The 23,942-nt window shown below is 48.3% G+C and carries 22 protein-coding genes; 11 read left to right on the plus strand and 11 right to left on the minus strand.

The genetic code is table 11. The features are described 5' to 3' along the window. Positions 1-1,338 (plus strand): ATP-binding protein (locus ACOJS8_RS13415; protein ID WP_420149051.1); only part of this gene is annotated, 1,338 nt, incomplete at its 5' end. 677 nt (positions 1,339-2,015) lie between these two features. On the opposite strand, the gene ACOJS8_RS13420 is transcribed toward ACOJS8_RS13415, so the two are convergent. Together ACOJS8_RS13420 and ACOJS8_RS13425 are read right to left on the minus strand one after the other, a co-directional pair. Then, positions 2,016-2,195, minus strand: coding sequence for a hypothetical protein (locus tag ACOJS8_RS13420; protein WP_420149052.1), 180 nt, complete (start codon positions 2,193-2,195; stop codon positions 2,016-2,018). A gap of 299 nt (positions 2,196-2,494) precedes the next feature. Beyond that, the gene (locus ACOJS8_RS13425) at positions 2,495-2,854 is read right to left on the minus strand and encodes a winged helix-turn-helix transcriptional regulator (RefSeq protein WP_420149053.1); all 360 of its coding nucleotides are present in this window, start codon (positions 2,852-2,854) and stop codon (positions 2,495-2,497) included. Positions 2,855-2,982: 128 nt separating this feature from the next. On the opposite strand from ACOJS8_RS13425, the gene ACOJS8_RS13430 reads away from it, so the two are divergent. The 6 genes from ACOJS8_RS13430 (at position 2,983) to ACOJS8_RS13455 (ending at position 7,682) form a co-directional block, all read left to right on the plus strand. Continuing rightward, entirely contained in the window at positions 2,983-3,771 is a 789-nt protein-coding gene (locus ACOJS8_RS13430) for an SDR family oxidoreductase (protein WP_420149054.1), read from the plus strand. Between the two features lie 61 nt (positions 3,772-3,832). Continuing rightward, entirely contained in the window at positions 3,833-4,156 is a 324-nt protein-coding gene (locus ACOJS8_RS13435; RefSeq protein ID WP_420149055.1) for a nuclear transport factor 2 family protein, read from the plus strand. An 89-nt stretch (positions 4,157-4,245) separates the two neighbouring features. Next, a complete protein-coding gene (locus ACOJS8_RS13440) occupies positions 4,246-5,187 on the plus strand; it encodes a hypothetical protein (protein WP_420149056.1) in 942 nt (313 codons plus the stop codon). Positions 5,188-5,334: 147 nt separating this feature from the next. Continuing rightward, positions 5,335-6,240 carry an alpha/beta fold hydrolase gene (locus ACOJS8_RS13445; protein ID WP_420149057.1) on the plus strand — a complete coding sequence of 302 codons (906 nt, stop codon included), beginning with the start codon at positions 5,335-5,337 and terminating at the stop codon, positions 6,238-6,240. A 108-nt stretch (positions 6,241-6,348) separates the two neighbouring features. Beyond that, positions 6,349-7,197 (plus strand): helix-turn-helix domain-containing protein, encoded by an 849-nt coding sequence (locus ACOJS8_RS13450; RefSeq protein WP_420149058.1) that lies wholly within the window; start codon positions 6,349-6,351, stop codon positions 7,195-7,197. 221 nt (positions 7,198-7,418) lie between these two features. Beyond that, entirely contained in the window at positions 7,419-7,682 is a 264-nt protein-coding gene (locus tag ACOJS8_RS13455) for a hypothetical protein (protein ID WP_420149059.1), read from the plus strand. Positions 7,683-8,102: 420 nt separating this feature from the next. Here ACOJS8_RS13455 and ACOJS8_RS13460 read toward each other — a convergent pair whose 3' ends face one another. From ACOJS8_RS13460 to ACOJS8_RS13485, 6 genes are all read right to left on the minus strand, one after another. Beyond that, entirely contained in the window at positions 8,103-8,264 is a 162-nt protein-coding gene (locus ACOJS8_RS13460; RefSeq protein WP_420149060.1) for a hypothetical protein, read from the minus strand. Positions 8,265-8,633: 369 nt separating this feature from the next. Beyond that, entirely contained in the window at positions 8,634-10,391 is a 1,758-nt protein-coding gene (locus ACOJS8_RS13465) for a CocE/NonD family hydrolase (protein ID WP_420149061.1), read from the minus strand. A gap of 595 nt (positions 10,392-10,986) precedes the next feature. Beyond that, on the minus strand, positions 10,987-11,400 hold the full coding sequence (locus ACOJS8_RS13470; RefSeq protein ID WP_420149062.1) for a hypothetical protein: 414 nt from the start codon (positions 11,398-11,400) through the stop codon (positions 10,987-10,989). Between the two features lie 18 nt (positions 11,401-11,418). Continuing rightward, the gene (locus tag ACOJS8_RS13475) at positions 11,419-11,931 is read right to left on the minus strand and encodes a DUF3592 domain-containing protein (RefSeq protein ID WP_420149063.1); all 513 of its coding nucleotides are present in this window, start codon (positions 11,929-11,931) and stop codon (positions 11,419-11,421) included. Between the two features lie 106 nt (positions 11,932-12,037). After that, the gene (locus ACOJS8_RS13480) at positions 12,038-12,343 is read right to left on the minus strand and encodes a hypothetical protein (protein WP_420149064.1); all 306 of its coding nucleotides are present in this window, start codon (positions 12,341-12,343) and stop codon (positions 12,038-12,040) included. Next, positions 12,327-12,797, minus strand: a complete 471-nt coding sequence (locus tag ACOJS8_RS13485; protein WP_420149065.1) for a globin family protein — start codon at positions 12,795-12,797, stop codon at positions 12,327-12,329. Before ACOJS8_RS13485 ends, ACOJS8_RS13480 begins: the two co-directional genes overlap by 17 nt. Positions 12,798-13,165: 368 nt before the next feature. On the opposite strand from ACOJS8_RS13485, the gene ACOJS8_RS13490 reads away from it, so the two are divergent. Both ACOJS8_RS13490 and ACOJS8_RS13495 read left to right on the plus strand, forming a co-directional pair. Next, positions 13,166-14,032 (plus strand): hypothetical protein, encoded by an 867-nt coding sequence (locus tag ACOJS8_RS13490; protein WP_420149066.1) that lies wholly within the window; start codon positions 13,166-13,168, stop codon positions 14,030-14,032. Positions 14,033-14,134: 102 nt separating this feature from the next. Next, complete coding sequence (locus ACOJS8_RS13495; protein ID WP_420149067.1) at positions 14,135-14,878, plus strand: hypothetical protein; 744 nt, start codon at positions 14,135-14,137, stop codon at positions 14,876-14,878. Between the two features lie 213 nt (positions 14,879-15,091). On the opposite strand, the gene ACOJS8_RS13500 is transcribed toward ACOJS8_RS13495, so the two are convergent. Next, the gene (locus tag ACOJS8_RS13500; RefSeq protein WP_420149068.1) at positions 15,092-15,673 is read right to left on the minus strand and encodes a hypothetical protein; all 582 of its coding nucleotides are present in this window, start codon (positions 15,671-15,673) and stop codon (positions 15,092-15,094) included. 602 nt (positions 15,674-16,275) lie between these two features. Between ACOJS8_RS13500 and ACOJS8_RS13505 the strand changes: the two genes are divergently transcribed. Continuing rightward, positions 16,276-19,308 (plus strand): tetratricopeptide repeat protein, encoded by a 3,033-nt coding sequence (locus ACOJS8_RS13505; RefSeq protein WP_420149069.1) that lies wholly within the window; start codon positions 16,276-16,278, stop codon positions 19,306-19,308. Positions 19,309-19,502: 194 nt separating this feature from the next. Here ACOJS8_RS13505 and ACOJS8_RS13510 read toward each other — a convergent pair whose 3' ends face one another. Together ACOJS8_RS13510 and ACOJS8_RS13515 are read right to left on the minus strand one after the other, a co-directional pair. Beyond that, positions 19,503-20,816: an aminotransferase class V-fold PLP-dependent enzyme gene (locus tag ACOJS8_RS13510; protein WP_420149070.1), complete on the minus strand. Its 1,314-nt coding sequence runs from the start codon at positions 20,814-20,816 to the stop codon at positions 19,503-19,505. 963 nt (positions 20,817-21,779) lie between these two features. Further along, positions 21,780-23,279, minus strand: coding sequence for a sensor histidine kinase (locus tag ACOJS8_RS13515; RefSeq protein WP_420149071.1), 1,500 nt, complete (start codon positions 23,277-23,279; stop codon positions 21,780-21,782). A gap of 200 nt (positions 23,280-23,479) precedes the next feature. On the opposite strand from ACOJS8_RS13515, the gene ACOJS8_RS13520 reads away from it, so the two are divergent. Beyond that, the gene (locus tag ACOJS8_RS13520) at positions 23,480-23,908 is read left to right on the plus strand and encodes a response regulator (protein WP_420149072.1); all 429 of its coding nucleotides are present in this window, start codon (positions 23,480-23,482) and stop codon (positions 23,906-23,908) included. Positions 23,909-23,942 lie beyond the last annotated feature (34 nt).

Here is a 23,942-nt window from a genome sequence, read left to right on the forward strand (position 1 = left end):
AGGCTGGATGCCGGTAAGCTCGACCGGCGGGATTGTGTGGGCGATCCGGTTGCTTTTATCGCGCAGGTAACAACCCAATTGAGGGACCTGGCCCGGCAGCGACAGATTGACCTTGACTGGAGCGGAGCCTCGTATGCCGTCCCACCCGATCCTAACGAAGCGAGTTCCAGACAGTACCGGTTCGATGACGAAAAACTGGAGAAAATTACCTACAACCTGTTGTCTAACGCGTTAAAATTTACCCCCGCGGGTGGTCAGGTACGTGTCGAAGCTCGAATCAGTGCTGATCATCACCTTTTATTGCAGGTATCCGATACGGGTATTGGCATTCCGGCCGACCAGTTACCGCGCATTTTTGAGCGGTTCTATCAGGTCGACAATTCACTGACCCGGACGCATTCGGGCACAGGAATCGGGTTGGCTTTAGTGCATGAATTAACGAACTGGCTGGGCGGCACGGTTCAGGTGAAAAGTACCGTGGGTAAGGGTAGTTGTTTCACAGTCGATCTACCCATGGCCATCGATCCATTTTTATCGGTGGCTGATGAGGAAGTTTTGGATCAGCCAATCGATACGTATCTTCCCCTGTTATTGATCATCGAAGACAACGATGAACTCCGTTCTTATGTAAGCAGTCACTTGGTAGCATCCTACCGGGTTGTAACGGCAGATAATGGCCGAATGGGTCTCCAACAGGCATTACGTGACGTGCCCGACCTGATCGTGAGTGATGTAATGATGCCTGAACTGGACGGATATGAACTGGTTGAGCGATTAAAGAACGATGAACGAACCAGTCACATTCCGATCATCCTACTGACAGCCAAAGCTTCGTATGCAAGCCGTATGAAAGGGCTGGGCGCAGGCGCTGACGACTACATTGACAAGCCTTTCAGTTTAGAAGAACTGAAGCTACGTATCGGTAACTCCCTGCGTACCCGCTGGAATTGGCAACGCCGACTGACCACGAGTCAATCATCGAGTGAATTAGGGATGACGACTTCTGATCCACGCCTGAGCAAGGAAGAGCGATTCCTGACTCGGCTGCGAAACCTTATCCTCGATCACCTGACTAACGAGGCCGTTGGGGCCGACTGGCTGGCGGCACAGGCAGGCATGAGTCGCGTCCAGCTTCACCGGAAACTAATCGCCTTGACCAACCAAAGTACTACCCGGTTTATTCACAGTGTGCGGCTAGCCAAAGCGGTCGAACTGCTACAAACGGGTGAGTTCAACGTAGCCCAGGTGGCTCAAGCGGTTGGGTATAATTCGCAGTCGTATTTTACGAAGGTATTTCAGGAACACTTTGGCTATCCCCCTTTGGCAATTAAGGTCTAAGCGAATACATAGGCTACTGGAAACTTTAGTCAGCATTCAGTGGGACGGCTTTCTCGTTTCAAACGCAACCTAACTCGAACAGCTTCTAATACATAAGCCGCCAGGTCACCGTCGTGGGCGTAGTCGAAAAAGGCGGTCTGGGTGCTGTAACCTATATCGTTTAGGCCACATTCGCGAGCCTGCTCCCGAAACCGAACAGAGCCGCCTTTCTCTCTCGTCTGGTTAATAAACAGTAGATTAGCGCGCTTGGTCGTGTCTTTGTCGTAACCGGCTACGCTGACGTAGATATCCTGCCAACCGTCCTGATTCAGGTCAACAATAGTAACGCCCGCTGATTCCGTTACGTCCTGGAAATGCAGCGGATTTTTCTTTATCCTGTCCTGTACTCAAATACAAGCGGGAAGAAACCTGATTGCCAGTAAAAAAACGTCCTGCCAACCATCGTTATTGAAGTGGCCGATACCAGCGCCCCTCCGTTGTAGAGGTATTCAAAGCGTAGAATGTTCACCGAATCCAATTTCTGAATCGGTTGTTAAACGTAATAACCGATTCCGAGGAGATCAGCCGTCGGAATTGTTTTGACGTCGACGTGTTGTGCTCAACGGCCTAGGGCAGTGAAGCTACCAGGGAATCAGGAGTAGTAAAAGTCGTTGCATGAATCAGGCGGGCAAAAAGCTTTACAACGATTCACGATCAATAAACTGCATCGGAATGCGGATGGTATGTTTCTGGTTCTGTGCAATGACACTCGCCAGATTCCGAAACCCTTTTCGGCTCGCATCCTGAATCGTGGTTATTAAATCGTCATCATCTATAAGCATGTAGGCCGATCCACGCTGCAAGGGGGCCTCCCGCACGTTGGCCAGTTCTCGTCCATTTAGATTGTAGGTTTCTGTAAAAAAGCAAGAAAAGCACTATACCGTTTGGTCACCAGCGTAGCCGCCCTAAAGGGAATACGTAAAGGTTTTGTGCCAGTAATACTTTGAGTTGAGAGTTGTTGGATTCCTTAATTTGTAGCCACGAATTACTTATTCTCACGTAAACGTAACGGCATAAGATAAAGAATCCTTCATGTAGCAGCTTCTTAATTTGGGCGTTATGCTATGATTTTGCGGAAAGCTCGTAGCTTCTCAACCTTGAACTCATGGCATAAATGCTAAGGTTGCCTGTTCTTTATAATAAGCGTCCGTAGTCGCTCCTCATGCTGGTCACCCCACTGGCCAATCGCACCAACTAAGGGAATAAGGGATTGGCCAAAGTCAGTGAGATAGTATTCAACTTTCGGCGGAAGGACCGGGTAAATTATCTTAGCCACCAGCTCGTGACTTTCCAATTCCTTCAGCTGCATAGTCAGCACCCGGCGGGAGGCACCCGGAATTTTTCGTTGTAACTCGCTGGGACGCTGAAAGCCCTGGTGGATAAACCATAAAAGCCGCATCTTCCATTTTCCATACAGCACTTCCCCAATTAAGTCCAGACCGCACAGCAAGTCGGGCATCGTTTTTCGTTCGTACATTCGGCAAATATAACCCTATCCCTATAGTTGTTCGATAGGGATAAATTTATCCCTATCTGAATCGTAAATCCGTACTTGTCAGCCCCTACCGTACTGCCGAATTTTGCCTTAACCAAATAAGCTACAGTATGGACTTCAATTTTGAAAATGAGCTGGCCGGTAAGATCGCGCTGGTAACGGGAGGTACTAAAGGCGCAGGCAAAGCAATCGCCGATCGCCTGTTGAAAGCAGGAGCAACCGTGATCATCACCGCCAGAAATAAGCCGGAAGAGCAAACCGATCGTCTTCATTTTATCGCGGCTGATCTGAGCAAACCGGAAGGAACTCAGCAGGTAGTCGGCCAACTACTCCGTGAGTTTGGCCATCTGGATATCCTGATCAATAATATGGGGAGTTCAGAAACGCCAGGCGGTGGGTTTGCCGTGCTGTCTGACAATGATTGGGAATCAACGATTCAAACGAATCTGTTAGCCCCCGTGCGGCTGGATCGTGGTTTTTTACCGGGTATGGTCCAACGCGGTGAAGGCGTGATTATTCACATTGCGTCCATCCAGGGGCGGCTTCCCTTATATGACGCAACGCTTCCCTATGCGGCAGCTAAGGCCGGGCTGATCAATTACAGCAAGGGGTTATCGAAAGAGGTTACTTCCAAAGGCGTGCGGGTACTGACCGTTTCCCCAGGATGGATCATGACGGAAAATGTTGGACGATTTTTGGAGCGGATCGCCCAGAGTTCAAATAGTTCTATTGAGGAGGCACGCCAAAGCGTTATGGATGCTTTAGGTGGGATACCGGCCGGTCGACCGGCAGAGCCAGAAGAGGTCGCGGAACTGGTCGGATTCCTGGCCTCACCGCGAGCGAACTACCTGAGTGGAACAGAATTCGTTATTGACGGAGGGACAATCCCAACGATTTAAAAACTGATAGCCACCCATTTTTGAAAACAATCATCATTAATCAAATCGAAAAGACTCAACCATGAAACTACCCGCCACGATCGAAGGGTTTGTGCAGGCACAAAACGAACAGGACTTCCCTGGATTTACGGACTATTTTACGGACAACGCTACCGTTTCCGATGAAGGGCATACCTATTCAGGCAAAGCCGCAATAAAACAATGGATACAGCAGGCAACGGAAAAGTATCAAATGCAGGCCAAACCGATTGATTATCAGCAAACGGGCTTAAAGGCTGTACTAACCGTTGAAGTAACAGGCACTTTTCCCGGAAGTCCTGCCCCTATGCAGTATCACCTGGACCTGGATGGTACCCTCATCCGCTCATTAATGATTTCGGGGTAAATGTAGCGGGCGTAAATTCGCCCGAATAACTTCGGGGGAACGCCTATATTTCAACATAGCTTCCCGCTCAATCATCTCAAGTTTTACGATTGAACCACGATATGACCGGTAAATCGATAGGTAAATGGGCTATTTTAGTTTTAGCAATGGTGTTTTATGCAGCATCTGCTTTGGCGCAAAAGCTAGATGCCACAGACAAAAATGACCCGTCGCAACGGATACGAGTTGCACCGGCCAGTGTTTTCGATATGTTTCGTGACGCTGGCATGAAGCCCGTTAACCACCAGTTGACACCCGTTCAAAACGAAAAGGTGCGCCATGCGTTTGCGCTGTTGCCCCCTTTGCATCAGCGTATCTTGAAGCAGCATCTGCACAGCATCAGCTTTATGGATAATATGCCAAACACGGCGTTAACGTCACCCGTTGATTCAGGCGGTTTGTCGAAGATGTTCAATATTACGTTTCGGGCGGGCTTACTGGATCAGACGATCTCAGAATGGGCAACCTGGAAAGAAGCTACGTGTTTTGAGCCTTCGGATACGGCTTCCTGTTCCGTACGCGTGGAAGGAGGCAATCTGGATGCCATTATCTACGTACTGATGCACGAGGCTACCCACATTGTCGACGCAGTGACCGAACTTACGCCCCGTCCCTCCGAACCTCAGGGAGTCATTGAGCCCACCCGGTTTACAAACGGTGTCTGGCGTACGATGAACAGGCCAGATAACCGATACCTGGATTCGTTGCTGGAACAAACCCGTTTTCGAAGCGGTCGCCCCCTGTCGATCAGCCGGGCGCCGGAGGTTTATCGAAAGCTCGCGAAGACGCCCTTTGCGTCTTTGTATGGAATGGCGGCATGGTCTGAGGACATTGCCGAACTGGCGACGATCTATCACCTTACGGCTAAGTTGAAGCAGCCATTTTACGTGGTTGTGACGAAAGCCGATATCGAACTGGCCCGGTACGAGCCGATGAAAAACGTACTGGTCAGACGGCGAGCAGCCCAATTAGCGACCTTCTACGCTAGGTAAATTTGCCTGCCGGGAAAAATGTACAAGGCGCTTGGCTTTTTATCCATTCTCCCGCGCCGTTTCTCCCGCCAACTTTGCACTGTCGAATTCAACGACAACTGGCTAACGGTTAGTTGGTTACCTTTTAACTAAAAACGTACTGTTGATATGAAAACCATTGCATTGACCATCGGACTTATCGTCACCTTCATCCAAACGCAAGTACTCGTTGCCCAAACGCGCCAGCCCGCATCCGCCGGACGGCAGGAGTACATCGAAGTAGAAAAAAACGTTAAACTCCACGTAGTCGACTTGGGTCAGGGGAAGCCCGTGGTGCTCATCCACGGATGGCCGCTCAACAATGCGATGTATGAATACCAATACCAGTATCTGGTTGACAAAGGTTTCCGCGTAATCGGTATTTCGCTCCGGGGATTTGGTAAATCAGACCGGCCCTATGGAAAATACGATTTCGATACGTTCTCCGACGACATTAAAGTGGTGCTGGACAAACTGAACATTGAAAATGCCGTACTCGGTGGCTTTTCGATGGGAAGTGCCGTCACGTTGCACTACGTGACGAAATACAATGCTGCCCATATCAGCAAACTAGCCTTGTTCGGTGCCACCGGCCCATCGTGGAAACAACGGGACGGGTATCCATACGGCATATCCGACCAGGGCGCAACTGATTTAATTCAGCAAATTAAAACGAATCGGCAGCAATTGATCGCCGGTTTCGGCAAAGGCTTTGAAGGGCAGGAAGGCGGACTATCCCCGGAAGCCCTCAACTGGCTGGAAAGCATCAACCTGGATGCATCGCCCTACGCGACTACGCAAGCCATAACGGCGCTGCGCGACCTGGATCTACGTCCTGCGTTGTCAAAAATTACCATTCCCGTCGCCTTATTTCACGGTGTAAAAGATAAATTATGTGATTTTAGCTTGTCGGAGCAGTTGCACAAAGGCATTAAAGGCTCTTATCTGATCCGATTTGAAAAGAGTGGTCATGGTCTCTTCCTGGAGGAAAGAGATAAATTCAACGCCGAACTCGAAAAATTTGCCCGGAGCTAACTAACTTCCTGATGCATTTTGTGAAGCCATGGCTATTCCCATGGCTCCACAGGTGCGTTTTACCTCTTCAGCCGGTCTAACCATTTCTACCCTTACCTCTACCGAACCATGTCTGCCACCGTTTTCACTAATCATGTAAAGACACTCGGTTTACTTCCTGTGAGTAGGGAGGAGATGGCATCTCTTAACGGTCCTGACTTCAAACAATACATTAAAATCTTCTATTTACCGACCGGCTTTAAGCTCCGTGTAGATTTTTCGGTTTATCACACGGTGCAGCCAACTTTATTCTTTATCAGCCCCAATCAATACCTGGAGATCGAAGAAGTAGGCCTGGAAAACGGCTATTTCATTTACTACAACCGCGATTTTTATTGCATCCAAATTCATGACCAGGAGGTGGCCTGCGACGGGCTATTATTCAACAACATTCGCAATATGCCCAACGTGGAGGTTTCAGACGAAGAAATCACTTATCTAAACTACCTCTTTAAGGAAATGATCCAGGAGTTCAAGCTGGGCGACAGCTCACTAGAGGAAATGGTCCGTACTTACCTTAAACAACTGCTGATCCGGGCGACGCGCTCCTGGAAACGACAGCATTTGGCGGGCACTATAACCGATCAGCCAAGCGATCTGGAATTTTTTCGCCAGTTTACCCGCCTTGTCGAAGCGCATTATAAATCGAAGCATACCGTAGCGGATTATGCAGACTTGCTGTGCATGGCCCCCAAAACGATCACCCACAAATTCAACCGGCTACGGCTTCCCCAGCCCAACGAGGTGATCAAGAATCGGATCATCCTGGAAGCCAAACGACTACTGGTCCATACGGCGCTAACGGCTAAAGAAATTGCGTACGAACTTGGCTATGACGACCCAGCGTATTTCAGTAGGCTGTTTATGGCCAAAACAGGCGAATCGCCCTCCAGTTTCCGAGCCAACTTTTTTCGTTAAGGACCGTCTTTGTTCTGCTAAAAAGGAGGTTGTATTTGTACCCTCTTTTTGCGAGACAGTTTAATTCTCTATAAGATGGTAAAACCCAGGTTAATGCAAATCAATTTTTTGCGCTATCTCTTAAAAGGCTTCAACCCGAGACGAAGAAGCAATTCTGTAGGCTTCTTTAATGAGAAACTAAATGACCCGGTTAAGTAGCTTTAGTGCTTCAATATAACCCTGTGGCAATTACCGACACCATCAAGCGTGTATCCACCTGGGGCAAGTATTCGGATATATATGGAGCCAGAATGCAATCTGAAGTTCGGCTAGGTAACACCGTTCTTACACCTAAAGTTATTTATTACCACCCTGATCCCTACCACTATCACGAACCCATTTTTGATGAAGCGGGTGTAATAGGCAGCTTTGGCAACAGCTATTTTTTGGACCGGATCTTAGTAATTGACTTCAAAAACAAGAAGTTTGGCTTAGTGAGAGAGTAACTAGAGTGCTCTTGGGTGATAACGGTCCTGTTTGGAAGACACACTTCCACCCCAGATCGGCGGCCGGGCCACACTACGGTGGCCACCGATATGGTAAAAAAGTGGACGCCATGATTACGTCTTGAAGTTGGATAGCCTGCTATCAATTCTTGTGGCCGCTGGGCGAAATGATAAAAACTGTTTACCATCGCCTAGGCTTACTTAGATTTAACTGACCTGCCAAATGCTTCAACAGTAAAGCCGTTTTGTAGACTCAGTGAATTATAAATCCATTGGATGCATGTATGAGATTACTTCGTTTAAGCCTTTCTAACTACGTCTCACAAACCGCTCTTACTCAAGACGAAGAAAAGACGGCTGGCAGATTATGATGACTATGGTTGTGATGCTTCTGATAGTCAGAATTAGCACCGTAGTGCATCACCATAAAATCCAGAAATTCAAGTCGGGTTCTGCTTCCCGATGTTGCTGAAAATGCTGCACAAGATCAATCAGCCGGCTGGACTGGTCGACGCCAAAACCCGTAAGTAAACTACCTTCAAGTATCTGTATGTTCAGCAAAGAAGCAACAATTGGCTTCATAATCTTGATTGCTTCAACTGCTCTAACGTAAAGATTATCAGAAAGTTTGAGAAAGACTTGAAAGGATTTTAATTTAGAAATAGCCTGGAATTGACCTGGCTGCATGCCTGTATAATACAGGGATGTATTCAATATCTTATCGAACAATCTATGTTTGTAGAAACTATTTATTTTTTCTCGCCCATTCTCATTGTCACCAAAGCATTAAAATCGACTATTCACTCAGACGTGTTGTCGTATTTGTAGAATAATAGATGGCGAACTAACAAGTGATTAGCTGGTAAAGTCTTCAATTAAGTCGAGACTCTCACAATTTATCGAACATCGACCGGATTTTTTAAGCAAGCCCTTACAGACAGTCGCTGTGCTTCATCGCCAAACAGGCACTTTGATGTAGCTGCTGTTGTACCACTTTAGTTGCAACGGCTCTTTCGCATCTAATATAGTTTCTGTGCTGACCTCTTTTCCTGTGCCATAATTCAGCTGGGAAAATGGATTCTTATTGACGTTGACGGCCAGCACCAACCGACTTCCCTTGCTTACCTGTTTACTGACCAGGTGCGTATTCGAAAAATCAATAGTCGTTCGTTCACCCGGCCTCAACAAGAATCGTTTTGTCATGTCTTTTGCATAACTCGCCCGACCAAGGTAATAGGACAGATGAAAATATTCTCCCGTCGGTGTTAACTCATATAGCGTTAGGCCAAGATCGACATCTTTTTTATTGATGCTGATGCTCAGTTGACCCAGGAAGGAGCCATTGACCAGCAGTTGTTGCGCTAGGGGTTCGCTGACAAACACAAAGCCATTGCTCGAGTCAATTGTCTTTCGCGCAAGGGGATATGGATAGTAATTGTTGTTACTGGTTTGCCGGTCAGCGAAATCGACCTGTTGGCTCAGATAACCCGTTGTTAATGGTTTTTTGGGGCTTAACGAATAGAAGCCATTTGTTTTTTTGTCAGTCAGGTAAAACGTTAAGAATCCATTATTCATTTTAGCGAGTGAAGGAGCGCTACGCCATTCATTCCCGCCCATAACTTCATAATTGATTTTATCTTTCAGCATAGTCGGCTTGGGGCCGCTTTTTAACACATAATCAAGCCACTGATAAGTTAGTTGCTTGATGTCGAACAAGGCTACCGAATCTACCCTATAGCCGTTAATTACTCGCTCTCCGCCGATCTGGGTGCCAAAGTGTCCGTAAGGACCAATGACCAGATACCAAGGTGTTTTAGGGCTATACTGCTGTAGCTCTTTCAAATAATAGAGGCTTGAATTTTGGGAATCATTGTAATAGCCGTCAAAGGCGAGAATAGGAATTTCGATACGGGCAAAGTCCTGTTTATAAGGTGCCATTTCCTGCCAGTAGCTATCGAAGTTAGGATGACTAATCCAGCGCTGAAACCATTTGTTGGGTCTGCCATCGAGGCTATCCATTTTATTGTAAGCCGCTCCACTTCGCCACCAGTCGAACATCAGTTGTCGGTAGCGTTTCCGATCATTCCCCACAAGTGTATCCAGGTATCTATTGTTGCCTACATAAAACGACCATTCATAATTAGGGTTTACAAAAATGTTGTTTTCCATGGGTAATCCCATTCCCGGCCTGTTGGCCACATACGGTACAATAGTTTTAAGGGCCGGATGTAGTTTTTTACAAGCTGCCCATTGCGAAAAGCCATTGTAGCTACCACCGAACATGCCAACGTTGCCATTGCACCAAGGTTGTTTACTGATCCACTCAATGACGTCGTAAGCATCGTTGGCTTCATGTTCGTAAGGATATATATGGCTGGTACTGAATCGTTTCCCTCTTGAGTAGGCGATTACACCTACGTATCCCTTATCGGCCGATTCTTTCAGTGATTTGATATCTCGTCCTGTATCGCGCACATAGATGGTAAATTGAAGGACCACGGGCTGGAGTTGGTTTACTCCTTTTTTTCGGACCATCATGACCGAGAGGGTTGCGCCATCCTGGGTCTTTATCAGGATGCTATCCTGCACGTCGTAATCGCTTTTCAACTCTTCTATTTTTGTCTGGAGGGTTTGTTGGGCGTAGGCGAAACGAGCTGCAAAGAGAAAGAGGGTAATCCAAATGGCTTTTGCTATGGTGTCGGCATTCATACTATTGACGTACTGTTGTTGATTAGTAGGCGACTTCGGCTGTTTTATTCAATCAAGCCCCTTCTTACATTGGTTTATTGTAAACGATAGGGCTACTAAGGACAAGCATTGGTTATTTTAGTTGCAGGGTAAAACCAATCCGGTAAAATTTTGAACTAGCTCTAAAAGTTACAAAGCCTCATTAGCTCCGGAAAAGCCAAAACATGGCTCTGAGCTAACCAAGGTACAACTTGATCTGGGCGCAGGGGGAATAGTCATCAATACAACGGCCGTTAACAAGGTTAAGATAAACTCGGATTAGCCTTTCTTTTGGCCGGGCTCATATTTTATATAAAAGCCAGGAAAAATAAAGGAAGCCTGTAGGAACGGAACCTCTGATGGACATTCCCTGGTACACAAAAAGACAGCCATTAAGCTGTCTCTGACTCAATACTTTATAAACCAACTATCCTTTTATTGGATAGTCTCACTATTTCCTCCATATTATAACGAAGGAGCCTTCATGTGTCTGCTTCATAGATACATCGATAGACTTGGTCGCTTTTAGATTAAAACGTTATCGCCAGCGTATCAGACGGCAGTGATTGTCCAGTTTCTAAGTGGATTCTCCGCCAAGCCGTTCTGTTAGTTCCTGCTGCAGAGCGGTCAGGTAGGGCCTTCGTTCCACGAGTGTACCGCTGGTTAGCTTAACAGCTTCGTCCAGCGTCTGCATTACGTCGGTGCGGCCCAGCAGTTCGAGCAGGGCTTCGGCACAGTTACAGCGGATAAGGTAGTCCACCTCGTTCCGTTGTAATACCCGAAACATCGTCCAGCCAGCCTGTTGCAGCGTGGCTTCTTCGGCCAGAGTACGCCAAATCATGTTGTACTCGCCATACACCCCTTGATCAATACGTTGGAGCATATCGGCAACCGATAACGTAGTGTAGCGGTTATGTTCTTTCCCTGCAGCCTGTTCATACTGTTCCCGCCAATCGTAGGACGGCGCCTGTTCCTGCTGATTCTGTTTCATACAATCATCCTATGAATTTTACACTTTAAAAATAGAAAAGGCTAGTCCTAGCGAAACGAACGACATGGGCAGGCCAATAGCGCTCAGCACAATCGGTACCAGCCAAAGACTCATAAACTCATCCACCTGCGCATCCCCCGGGTCGCTGGGTAGGTAGCGGACGCCTATTTGGCCACCAATGGAATGACTGCGCTTCGACGAGCCAACTGAGGATGTGAACGTAACATCCTCCCCTCCATGCGTCCGGAAATGAACTGTTGGATGGTAGAACGTAGTGGTACGGTTTTTTTCGGTATCGTACGACGCATGACTTTCGTAATCAATCACTTCGCCAGTGACTGTGTCGGTACGATCTATCCATGTTCGCGTATTTTGAAAAGTGATCAAACTACCGATCACCATGCTGATGCCAACGAAGCCGAACACAGCTATAAATATATTCGAAGGGGTTGCGGGAATACGGCCGCTTGTGAAACTGTATGTTCCAATGAGTAGCGCAATTGTGTCAATTAGTAACAGAAGACGTAGCATTGTTGGTGTGATGGTTGTGTCGTCGTAGCCAGAGAATTTTCCGGCAATAAAGACTTGATTAAGTGGAAAGTAGAAACAAATAGTACTCCGAACGATTCGTTGGCTGTTAACGCCAGTTTGTTACGGGGAGGGAAATAAACGCAACAACCAGTAATATTGGCCAGGCCAGGTAGGCTAGTGTCAGCATACCAAAGCCCGTTCCTACCCTTGCCTGTATAATTGTTAGATGATAAGCCCACCCCAGGAGGCCCAATGCTGTTCCTGAAATAAGCAGGAATGCCAGGTTTTCAGGGACTGAATTGGGGAGCTTTGGAAAGAATAAGGAGTAGAGCATCCCGAAAAAATAAAGTGCGCTGACTAAACCATTAACACCCAGCGCAATGTAGAAGATGATCTTAATAACCGGGTGCATAACTAAGCGGATAAGGTTCTGAGGGGCGTAAGGCGCCTATTGACGGACGAGTTGCGTGGATCATTGTTTCAGAAAGCAACGTATAACAGGCTGTCCAGGCTTCCCTGACGTTAGGTGTCCAGTCGTCCATTAGTGCCTGTTCGAGGGTCCATAGTAGCGACTCACCAACGTAGGCATAATAGTCTTCCTGAACCCCATACTGCTGGTGACGACGGGCCAGCGCCGATACTTCTTCTACGATTTTATCCAGACTGTTGAGGTGGTCCACTACGTAGGTGAGCATGGTCATCAGCTTGTGCGATTGCTCGGGTAACGATCTGCGGCTGAACAGCGGACGTACCTGGGGGGCTACGTCAAATAAGCGATGGTAAAACACCCCTCCAACAATTTCAGGTGCTACGTTGGCAATACGTTGAAAGGTTTTCCGAACCAGTCGAATTTGTTCAAATGTCATATGTATTTGTTGTTTAATTGATTACGACTCAAAACTAACTTCGGTCCAAACTACCATTCAAGGATGATCCATTGAAGGGCGGTTTTCATTTAATAAACGACGCATAAAGGCCGATAAATCGTTTAGCAACCCCGTTTGAAATCACCTCAGCCCCATTCTTTTTAACTCAATTAACCTCCATGGTCAATGGCAGTCCCATTCAGGCTATTCATTCGCTTCTGCTTACGATTCGTTGATCTGGGCGTGCGATTGGTAGGAAAATTTTTGAAATGGGTAGAGTGCACTCCTCAACTTTGATCCGTCAATCACCTCCGGGAGGACCTGACATGTTATCCCATCATTCACTTTTTAATAAATAATACGTACTAATGAAACACGCATTGATTCTCATTTCCTTAACTACAACGATCAGCCTATCATCCTGCGAAAAGAACACGACTGTTGAACCCATTGAACCCAAAACATCGGCTGGCGCAAGAGCAGCTTCAGCCGCCGGCGACTTGCCAGCCCTTACCATTCCACACCGACTCATCAAGCATGGCAACCGAACGCTGAGCTACGATGAAAAAAATCGGCTGGTCAACGTTTCCGATGGAATCTCGACCGTTGAGTATAGCTACCCGTCGGGAGGATGTACTGTAAAAACTTCCCGGAACGGCCTGATGGTAGATGAAGTTCGTTACCACTTGAATGTCAGTGGGCGGGCCACTACGTTCGAGACCCGTAAACTAATCGGTTTTAAGACGGTAAATAAGCAGCAGCAACCCGTCTATTCTGAACAAAAATATACAGCAGCTTACAAGCCCGAAACGGGTCAGCTCGGCTTGATCAGTTCAGCCACCTATGATTCCTTTGAAAAGTACGCCTTCACTTATGGAGAAAACCAGACACTATCCCAGATCAAGTACTATAATCCCTCAGGCAAATTAGTGCAGACGATAACCTTCAATTACTATGCGTCCGATAACGATCTGCGCCTTAATCCAGATATTAACGAGTCGTACATGGAGCCCTACCTAAACGTCTTTGGATCGTTCAGTAAGCAATTGCTTTACAGCAGGAAGGTAGCCGTCAACAACGTACTGACCACGAATGAATACTATAAATACAAATATGATAGCAAGGGCTTCATTGCAAACCGGGATCGCTACAATGGGCTTACCAATGCTTATCTGGACACCGTACCGTTTGAATTTGTGACCATTCCGCCCGTCCTGTCTCCACTCGGCCAATAAGTAAGCAAACGCTGGTGGTTTATGCTCACAAATCGTCAGTTGTGCCTATAGAATGAAACCTGCACGGCGTCGGCTCAGCTGACGCCGTATTCACATCCTACCATGAAACGAACTCTTTCTCTGCTGTTCCTGCTGATTACAATGTCCTGTTCAACGGAAAGCGCACAACGTACTGATCTAAACAGCACGGCTGTCTTCGCGTGGGCTACCGAATTATGTGACTACCAGAGCACATTCAACCCTGGCCAGTATACGAAGCAGCAACTAACTCATACGAACGCCCTCTGGATGGACAATTGGTATCTGGAAGCACCGGCAGTGGCGGCTACCCCCGACGAATTACCCAGACTTGATACAAACAATCTCCGTCGGGACTTTGAGCGAATGCTCACGCATCTTCACAAAATCACGCCTGTCGAAGTGCCTTACTGGCAACAGCTGAAACAACAACGAATACGAGCAATAAAATCGGAATACGTACTCAAAAAACTGGCTATTCGAGCGTATGCGAATCCAGAACTGCTACGGACTAGCATTTACGATTCGGTAGGGTCTTACTACGTAAACGCCTTAACATCGGGCGATACAACTGCTTTATTAACGGCTTGGCAACAATTGAATGAGGAACAGAAAAAAAGTAGTGGGCTACCTGAGAAGCTTGACGAAGTGTTTCGGCAAAATTATAATTCCGCAAATCGATTACAGATTGCGAAAGTAGAATTAATGGCTTATGGCTGGTGGAACCATGTGAAACCAACCGTGCCGTACATCGCGAGAACTCAACAGATGGAAACAGAATTTAAAAAGCTTTTTTCTACTCATAAAATCATCTGTACTAAGCCGTAAGCCATTAAGTGAATCATGCCTGGAAAGTGGCAAGACTACCGGGCTGATATACGTCCAGCTTTACAGGGCGATTGGTCATTTTACCCTCGTCGAGATGGCGTTCAGTAACGTAGTGAACACGGTTTTTACAAACTGAATTTGGTTTCCCCAACAGCCAGTCTGGCCAGACTGGCTGTTGGGGAAACGTAGCGGGTATTTATCAGTAACGACCCGTTAGTCACCGATGTAAGCGAATTGCATCGGTTTGACATCGCGATTATGAAACTGGCCCACGCTGATCAGTTCATTATTGGCGTCGTAATAGCGATAGTAGAAGGCATGCTGGCCCGGCAGAACTTTTAAATACCACGAATTACCCGCGTTCAACTGGTTTCTGTCTGGTGTCACTTCCGGCTGTTGCGGCCCGTTATATTCACCCGTAAAACTTGTCAGATGGAAATAGTAGTTCATCTGTTCCAGGCTCTTGCGGTAGGCAACAACCCGCTTCACAATTTTGCCTGAGTTAGACCATGGAAGCTGCTTGTTGATGTACTTTGAGTACAGAACAATTACCCCCCGGGTCGGTGTGGGAAATTGCATAGCGGAGGTGCCTTCTCCACTGTAATTGACCGTCCCGAAAGGCAAGATTTGGATGGGTTGCACCTGAATGGGTTGCGTCCGGTCGATGTCTATACCTAAGCGGGCCGATGAACTGGTGGCGCTGATCGGGTTTGCGGCTGATGGCTGAGGTGACAGCGGATTGACATCTTGTTGTTGGCAGGCAGTTGTAGCCCATACTAAGCTAAGGAGAAACAATACTTTTTTCATGGTGTGTTCCGCTGACGCGGGTTATTGAAATTTGTTGTTTATGCTTACTCTATTCGGGTTTTCAGCTTCCCCCTTTACCTAAAGAACGCCTTGACTAGTTCGTCGGACGGTTGGTTTATGTGAACGAACTAGTGGTATGTTCCGCGTTGTCGCTTGATCAAGAAGACGATGCAAAGGTATATTGGCTAATCAGGGGGGCGTAGCACTATTGTAACAAGCTTTTGCGCTATTGTAACAAGGTTGATTTATTTAATATAATTATAAAAAAACAAGGTTTAGTTATATCATACAGGCGCAATCGAAGCTTTTATAGACTTTCAGATGTATCTTTTGCCGGCATAAGTAATCAGAAAACGTTGAATTCACTCTTACCCCCTTATTATGTATTCGGCATTTAATTTGAGGTTGGCTCTACTTTCCTGCAAGCCACTCAGCCGCACCGGGTACACACTAACTAAATCGGTCAGTTACTCAATAGCCCAGAAAAAATCAGTGAATCGGACCCAGATTCGCAGGTACCTGCGGCTGCATCCTTATAGGCGTTAGAAGAAGCTAGACGTGGGTTTCCTCGAACCGGATCTTCCTCTTTCATGAAATACGCGCTCACGTTTTCTATTTTTCTTATTGGGTGTATACTCAACGTAGCAGTCTTTGCGCAACGGACCAAGCTGGATAGCCTCGAAGGGGTGTTACGCCAGGCATGTCAGGATACAAATCGGGTACTAACGCTCAATAAGGCTGTATCCCTGTACTGGAGCAAAAACCCGGAGAAGACCAGGCAATATGCCGACGAAGCGCTGCAACTATCCCGACGCCTGGATTATCCGCTGGGTATGGCCAAAAGCTACGTAAGCCTGGGTATCTATTTTTGGTCGCAGGGAAAACATCAGGAAGCGATTCAGCAATACAACAAGGCGTTACATTATTTTCAGCTGGCCGGATCGGATCAGGGACGTGGCAGTACTTACCACAATTTAAGCATGTGTTATCATAACATGGGCAATTTTTCCCTGGCAATGGATTACCTGTTTAAATCACTGAAAATAAGTGAAAAGCTGGGTGATCGGGAAGGTGTGTCCAATACGTACAATTTTATCGGCGTCCTTTTTAAGGATCAGGATAAGTATGATCAGGCCCTGCACTACTACTGGCTGGCTTACCGTACATGCACAACAGCGCGCAGCCGGGCAGGACTTCTGACCAATATCGGTGAGATCTATCGGTTGAAAAACGATTATGCGAAATCCGTTGCGTATACAACCCAGGCCCGCAATCAGTTTGTTTCCACGAACGAACCGGTAGGTATACTCGTCTGCGATAATAATCTGGGGGAATTGTACCTGAGTCGCCGGCAGTATGAACAGGCAGGAAAGGCTTTTCAACGCGTTATTCAGTTGGGCGAACCGCTGGGATACAACTCGCACTCACTAATGGGCTATCTGGGGCTGGGGGATGTCCATTTACAAACAGGCCGGTACGCTGAAAGCCTAACGTCTTACGAAAAAGCCCGGCGGCTCTCGGAAAATCAGGGGAACAAAAAAGACCGTGTCCATGCCTACAAAGGATTATCAACGGCGTATGCCAGAACGGACAATTTCACCAAAGCCTACGATTTTCAGTTGAGGTGGACTGCTTTAAAAGATTCGATATTTAATGAGGAAAGTGCCAAGAAGATTGCACGCGTTCAGGCCGAATACCAATCGGAAAAGAAACAGGCGGAAATTGAGCTGCTCCGGAAAGATAATGAACAAACGGCCCTTATTCGGAATATTAGCATTATTGGCTTTCTAACGCTTCTGTTGATTGGAGGGCTGGTTGTCAGCCGCCAGCGACTAAAAATTCGTAAAGATCAGTTACTGGTTCAGAAAAGTGCCGACGTAGCGGCCAAGAATCAGCTACTCGCAGAGCAAACGCTTCAACTAACAGCCGCCAATGAGCTGCTAACTGAACAATCAGCCCAGGTAGCTTTGAGTAATCAGCAACTGGCTCAGCAGGCCGTTGAACTGGAACAAAAAACTCAGCAATTACAGGAGCTGGATCAGGCTAAATCACATTTTTTTGCCAACATTTCCCACGAGTTTCGAACACCTCTAACCCTTATTCTGGGTACGTTACAGGATAAACTAAAAGCTGGTGCATCCAGTGATCAGTTGGTCCAGCCTGCTGAGATGAACGTCATGCACCGCAACGCCAAACGCCTGCTGGAACTGATCAATCAATTGCTGGACCTGTCTAAGCTCGAATCGGGCCAGCTGAAACTCAAGCCTAAGCCCGGTGATCTGGCGCAATTCTTCCGGGTTATGATGGGCTCTTTTTCCTCACAGGCCGATTACCGCCACATTGATTTCGATTTGGCGATTCCGGAAACGTCGTTCTGGTTTCTTTTCGATGCCGATAAACTGGAAAAAATAACGTCAAACTTACTATCCAACGCCTTTAAGCACACGCCCGACGATGGTCAGATCAGGCTGATTGTCGAAACAGTACCGGATGCACAATCGGCGATACGTATCACCGTTCAGGATAGCGGTCCCGGTATTGCGGGCGCTCATCTCGATAAAGTATTTGATCGGTTTTACCAGGGCTCCAAACAATACAGCGACCAGGAAGGAACCGGCATTGGACTGGCGCTGACAAAAGAACTGGTTGATCTGCATGGGGGGCGCGTCTGGGTCGAAAGTCTGCCCGGTCAGGGGGCCCGATTTGTGGTGCAAATGCCGCTGGAGCAATGTGTGGTTACCGACGAAGCCGCTGACGACGTATTGATTTCTGGTCCCGCCAGCTCTCTCGTTATCGCTGACGTACCCATAGCTCAGGTTCCGGGCGAGGTAAGTACGGGTATCGATGCAGTAGCCGATAAGCCGCTGCTGTTGGTTGTGGAAGACAACGCCGATCTAAGAACGTACATTCGGCATCACCTGCAAAACCAGTACCGGGTCATCGAGCGCGAAAACGGCCGACTGGGGCTGGAAGTCGCTCGGAACGAAATGCCGGATTTGATCATCAGCGACCTTATGATGCCCGAAATGGATGGGCTGGAATTGTGTCAGCATATAAAAACCGACGAGCGAACCAGTCACATACCGGTCATTCTATTAACCGCTCTGGCTACGCAGGAAAGTAAACTACAGGGTCTGGAAACCGGTGCCGACGATTATCTGACCAAACCTTTCGATGCCCGCGAGTTATTACTCCGCGTATCGAACCTGATCGAGATGCGTCGGCGAATGCGGGAGCGGTTTGGGCGCGAAATCCGCCTACAGCCTAAAGATATTGTCGTTACGTCGACCGATGAGAAATTTTTACAACGGATCATGAAAGCAGCCGAAGAAAACATGGGCAATTCTGAATTTGGTCCGGAAGAATTCAGTCAGGAAGTAGGCATGAGCCGGATGCAACTGCACCGGAAACTAACGGCGCTGACTGGTCAAACAACCACAGAATTTCTGCGAACGCTACGTTTGAAGCGAGCGGCCCAGCTACTGGAAGCGCAGGCAGGCAACGTATCAGAAATTGCCTACGATGTCGGCTTTGCCAATCTGTCGTATTTTGCGAAAAGCTTCCGCGAACAGTTCGGCGTATCGGCCAGCGAATACATTCAGCAACGCGTAATCGAAGCATAAATGTATGCTCCATTCATTTTTCGGTTTATTCCTAACCGGCTCCGGAAGAATCGAATTACTGATTGATACGAAATCCCTGCTTACCCATACGTAACGTAATACTACGTTTAACGTCGGTGGTACAAGCGTAAAATATCGTTAAAGCTGATTCGAGCTATAACCCCGAAAAACATCTTTCGGGGTTATAGCTCGAATCAGCTTTTCTTTTTACTGGCAACAGCCTGTTTTTCTGACATGGCGGTAATGGCCGTTACGAGTCGGTCGAGATCTTTCGGTGAATGATACACATGTGGAGTTACACGAACGCCGTGAATGTTTTCCCAGTCAATTCCGACTGTGTGAATTTTATACGTATTGAGCAATTGTCCATCAATTTCACTGGGCTTCATTCCGTCGATGGAAAACATCCCTACAGCCCCGGCAAATTCGGGTTTTAGCGATGTATGAATTTTCACACCGGGCAAGTCTTTTACCCGTCCCATCCAGTAATTTTTGAGGTAATGCGCCCGGGCAAACTTTCGCGCTGAACCGATACTGTTGTGAAAATCGATGGCCGTACCGATAGCCATTTCCGATGCAAATGAGCGCGTACCCAGACTCTCAAATTTGCGGATATCGGGTCCATCAGGTTCGTTGTTCGACAGCAGCGCCCAAACGTTACGTATCTTGTTCTGCCTGATATACAGCATCCCGCTACCAAAAGGAGCACTGAGCCATTTGTGCAGACTGGTGGCGTAATAATCAGCACCAAGGTCAGGAATTTTGAAATCGAACAGGGCAAATGAGTGCGCACCATCGGCAATCACTTCGATACCGCGTTTGTGCGCTTCGTCGGCAATTTTTCGTACCGGCATCACCTGCCCGATCCAGTTGATCATATGCGTTACGTGTACGACTTTCGTGCGGGGTGTAAACGCCTTAATGTACTGCTGGGCAAGCGCGTCTTCGTTTTCGCTGGGCAGGTCAAGGTTCAGATAAACCAGTTTGATGCCGTCACGTTTTTCGCGCTGTTTCCAGGCGTTGAGCATGTTTGGGTAATCCTGTTTAGTTAGTACTACTTCATCCCCTGCTTTCAGGTTCAGACCAAAAATAACCGTATTCAATCCCTCGGTTGCGTTTCGGTTAATGGCGAGTTCTTCAGCCGAGCAGCCCGCCAGATCGGCCAGTTTACTACGTAGCGATTCGCGTCCCTGGTCCAGAATCCGCCACATGTAGTACGATGGGGCTTCATTCGAGTACTGGTAAAACCGGATGTGCGCATCCTGCACGACCTTCGGCTGCGGACAAACGCCACCGTTGTTCAGGTTGAGCAGGTTAGGCGATACCGTATACTCCGACTTCACCCACGACCAGAAATCTTCGTCCTGCGCCCATTGAGCGGCCGATTTCAGCCCGGCATCGGCTGTTGAGACAGGACTGGCGAAGGTTTCAGGAAGAAACGCCGGGAGTGTCAGGGCACCAGCAGCGGCTGCCGTTTGGCGAAAGAACGATCGACGAGAGGTAGACATGGCTGTGATTGAAAATGAATGAGGTACGGTAGAACTAAACTATTTCGCCTATATGCCAATTAATCAAACTGATTTTTACACCATGCGCCAAGATTAAACCGTCAGCATGGCTTAGCACAAAATTATCTTTTCTTTACTGTTTCTGATCAGGCTAGTTTACCGCTCTGTAGTTGAAAGTTAGTCTTAACCCGCTCCAGCGACCGGGCTTTGTCCAAACGTAACTCACAAGGCACGGGCCCCTTGGTCAAAGAGTAGATCCCCGCGGCCGCGGACCGTTCAGATGATCCTCACCAGAGTAGGCATACATGATACCGACCGTGTTCTAAGCGGCAATAGAACCACCGTCAGGGCTCAGTTAAAAAATACGGGGCTGCCCTTTAGGTTTGTGTCGTGGTAAGATTCCTGAATTTGGAATAGCTTGCCAACAGGTGAGCTTATGGGGCCGCAGAGCGTCAGCTCAATGCTCGGCGTCTCAAGAGGGGGGCGTTCCGTTGTCCATGCAGAGTACCAGGCCAAGCTCTCCAACCGTACCAGGAGTACCCTCATAGAGAACGAGCATGACCAGAAACTGTGGATAAGTCAGTCCCAAGGGCTCCAGCAGTGTACGGTGGAGCCTGTTTAAACAGGTGATGATCGTCCTCATCGGCGCCCCTTTCTCCCAATTCCGTGGGATTAACCCCAAAATCTGAAGCCTCATCCCCCATACAGGAGCCAAACCGTGGCGGTACTAATCAACTTGCCCAGACAATCATCCTGTCGTTCATCCAAGCCATAGGACAATTCGAATAAGCCGGTCGGCTGGAAGGAAGTTTAGGGACCTCGTTTGCTTACAGCGCCGGCCAGTAGGGCGCCGGTTGTCAATCGACTTGACCTGGTCCCAGCGAATACGAGCCTGGCAGGCTACCTGCCTTGGCTAATACCAAAGACGCTAGTAGGTGCTAGAACCGGCCAACCGGGCGTACCCTAATTGGGTACATAAACACTAAAGGTCGCTCCATGCCCAGGCTGACTCGTAGCACTAATGGCACCGCCATGATTTCTCGCCACTTTCTCGCAGATGGCCAGCCCAATGCCGGTACCGGCGAACGCATGCTTGCCGTGTAGGCGCTGGAAGACCTGAAAGATGCGGGCCGCGTGTTTCTGCTCGAAACCAATCCCATTATCACGCACATCGATCCGGTAATAAAGGGGGGCCGCCAGGGCCGGGGTTACCGATGCGGGTAAGTGTTTGGCCAGCAGCGTTTGAACACGAATTTGAATCAACGGCGCTTTGGCTGACGGGGAAGGCTCAGACGGACCGGGCTGGCTAAATTTAAGCGCGTTGCTCAATAGATTATGAAAGAGCTGACTCAATTGAACCGAATCCCCTAAGACCTCCGGCAAGGGGTCGACCTGGACAATAGCCCCCGACTCGGCAATGACTAACTCCAAATCGACCAGCACCGCCTGGACCACCCCGGAGAGGGAAACCAACTGGCGACGGTCATGCAGAGCGGCTATTCGTGAATAGCTCAACAAGTCCCGAATCAGCAGGGACATGCGAGCAGCCGCGGCTTGCATTCGCTCCAGGTAAGTCCGTCCTTCACCCAACTGATCGGCATACTGGTTGAGGAGCAGGCTACCAAACGACTCAATCTTGCGCAGGGGTTCCTGTAAGTCATGGGAAGCCACGGAGGCAAACTGGTGCAGGTTCTCATTGGCTTTGGTTAACAGCGCATTGGCTTTGTGGAGCTCCTCGTTGGCCTGTTTGAGGTCCTGCGTGCGGGTCTGGACTTGTTCTTCCAGCTCAGCCGAAAGCGTTTGGTAGCGTTGTTCACTCAGCCGCAAGGCCTGGTTGGCTTTTCGTAAGGCGAGCAGATTGACCACCTGACGGGTTAGGCTGGTCAAGGCCTCCAGTTGCTCCTCACTCAATTGCCGGGGCTTGTTATCCAGAACGCACAGGGTGCCTAAAGGAAAGCCGTCCGCATCGAGCAGCGGTATGCCCGCGTAAAAAACAACGTGCGGTTCACCCGTCACAAAGGGATTGGTGGCGAAGCGGCTATCCTGGCGCGTGTCGGGCACCAGTAAGGGCTGATTGGGCTGGAGAATAGCGTGGGCACAAAAGGAATATTGACGGGGCGTTTCCCGCACCGCAAGCCCCTGGGTGGACTTGAACCATTGCCGTTTTTCATCAACCAGACTAATCAGGGAAATGGGTGTCTGACAAATTTGGGATGCCAGGCGGGTAATATGATCATAGTCGTCCTCGGGTAAAGAGTCCAGGATGGCGTATCTTCGTAAGGCGTGTAGCCTGTTAATTTCCTCGGGATGTTCAGCCGGTAACATCGTGGTTTGTCCCAGTGGGGCAGGGGTTAAAGTAACTACCCCTAAATAACCTACGGTAGAAAAGTATGTTTGGTTAACGACGGCTTTTGTCCAGCAGGAGCCTTTTCGGCCGTCCTGGATGGATCGACCAGAATCCATCCAGGACGGCCTTGCCTTTCTCAGGCTGTATGAGGAAAAGACCAGGTCTATCGGGTAAGCTTTGCTGGGCGATGGCCAGCCGCCAGGCGATGCTCAAGCTATTCGTATTTTAGTATATTTGTGTTCCCTACACTCCCGAGGTCAACGACGGGTAGTCATTACCTCAGGCCCGGACAGTCTCTACATTTGACCTATTTCCTGTGACCAGCAAAGCGCCCATTGTGGTTATTGAAGATGATGAAGATGATCAACTCTTTATCGAGCAAGCCCTCAAAGGCTTGGGAATTGTGAATTTCATTATCTTTTTTAACACTGGCGCTGCAGCCATCGAGTACTTACTCATGGCCCCGGAAGCGCCTTTAGTGATACTAAGTGATGTGAATATGCCGGCCATGAACGGCATTGAACTTCGTCAGTTGATTGAGTTGAATGAGTACCTGAAACTGAAATGTATCCCCTTCGTTTTTTTAACGACGGCGGCTGATCAGGACCTGGTCAATACGGCGTACCGGATGACCATTCAGGGGTTCTTTAAAAAAGAGCGGACCTTTAATGGCTTAAAAGAACAGCTGCGTTCAATCTTGGACTATTGGGATAAATGCTTACATCCGAACAGTCAGTTCAGGTAGATGATAAGGCCGCTACCGGCAGGGATTGGCGCGG

It is taken from the genome of Spirosoma sp., assembly GCF_048594605.1.
GTDB lineage: Bacteria > Bacteroidota > Bacteroidia > Cytophagales > Spirosomataceae > Spirosoma.

Excerpts from the sequence above, each read along its gene's own strand:
- ACOJS8_RS13425 (WP_420149053.1), bottom strand. The coding sequence starts at position 2,854 with ATGTACGAACGAAAAACGATGCCCGACTTGCTGTGCGGTCTGGACTTA.
- ACOJS8_RS13430 (WP_420149054.1), top strand. The coding sequence starts at position 2,983 with ATGGACTTCAATTTTGAAAATGAGCTGGCCGGTAAGATCGCGCTGGTA.
- ACOJS8_RS13435 (WP_420149055.1), top strand. The coding sequence starts at position 3,833 with ATGAAACTACCCGCCACGATCGAAGGGTTTGTGCAGGCACAAAACGAA.
- ACOJS8_RS13445 (WP_420149057.1), top strand. The coding sequence starts at position 5,335 with ATGAAAACCATTGCATTGACCATCGGACTTATCGTCACCTTCATCCAA.
- ACOJS8_RS13450 (WP_420149058.1), top strand. The coding sequence starts at position 6,349 with ATGTCTGCCACCGTTTTCACTAATCATGTAAAGACACTCGGTTTACTT.
- ACOJS8_RS13460 (WP_420149060.1), bottom strand. The coding sequence starts at position 8,264 with ATGAAGCCAATTGTTGCTTCTTTGCTGAACATACAGATACTTGAAGGT.
- ACOJS8_RS13465 (WP_420149061.1), bottom strand. The coding sequence starts at position 10,391 with ATGAATGCCGACACCATAGCAAAAGCCATTTGGATTACCCTCTTTCTC.
- ACOJS8_RS13470 (WP_420149062.1), bottom strand. The coding sequence starts at position 11,400 with ATGAAACAGAATCAGCAGGAACAGGCGCCGTCCTACGATTGGCGGGAA.
- ACOJS8_RS13475 (WP_420149063.1), bottom strand. The coding sequence starts at position 11,931 with ATGCTACGTCTTCTGTTACTAATTGACACAATTGCGCTACTCATTGGA.
- ACOJS8_RS13480 (WP_420149064.1), bottom strand. The coding sequence starts at position 12,343 with ATGCACCCGGTTATTAAGATCATCTTCTACATTGCGCTGGGTGTTAAT.
- ACOJS8_RS13485 (WP_420149065.1), bottom strand. The coding sequence starts at position 12,797 with ATGACATTTGAACAAATTCGACTGGTTCGGAAAACCTTTCAACGTATT.
- ACOJS8_RS13490 (WP_420149066.1), top strand. The coding sequence starts at position 13,166 with ATGAAACACGCATTGATTCTCATTTCCTTAACTACAACGATCAGCCTA.
- ACOJS8_RS13495 (WP_420149067.1), top strand. The coding sequence starts at position 14,135 with ATGAAACGAACTCTTTCTCTGCTGTTCCTGCTGATTACAATGTCCTGT.
- ACOJS8_RS13505 (WP_420149069.1), top strand. The coding sequence starts at position 16,276 with ATGAAATACGCGCTCACGTTTTCTATTTTTCTTATTGGGTGTATACTC.
- ACOJS8_RS13510 (WP_420149070.1), bottom strand. The coding sequence starts at position 20,816 with ATGTCTACCTCTCGTCGATCGTTCTTTCGCCAAACGGCAGCCGCTGCT.
- ACOJS8_RS13515 (WP_420149071.1), bottom strand. The coding sequence starts at position 23,279 with ATGGATTCTGGTCGATCCATCCAGGACGGCCGAAAAGGCTCCTGCTGG.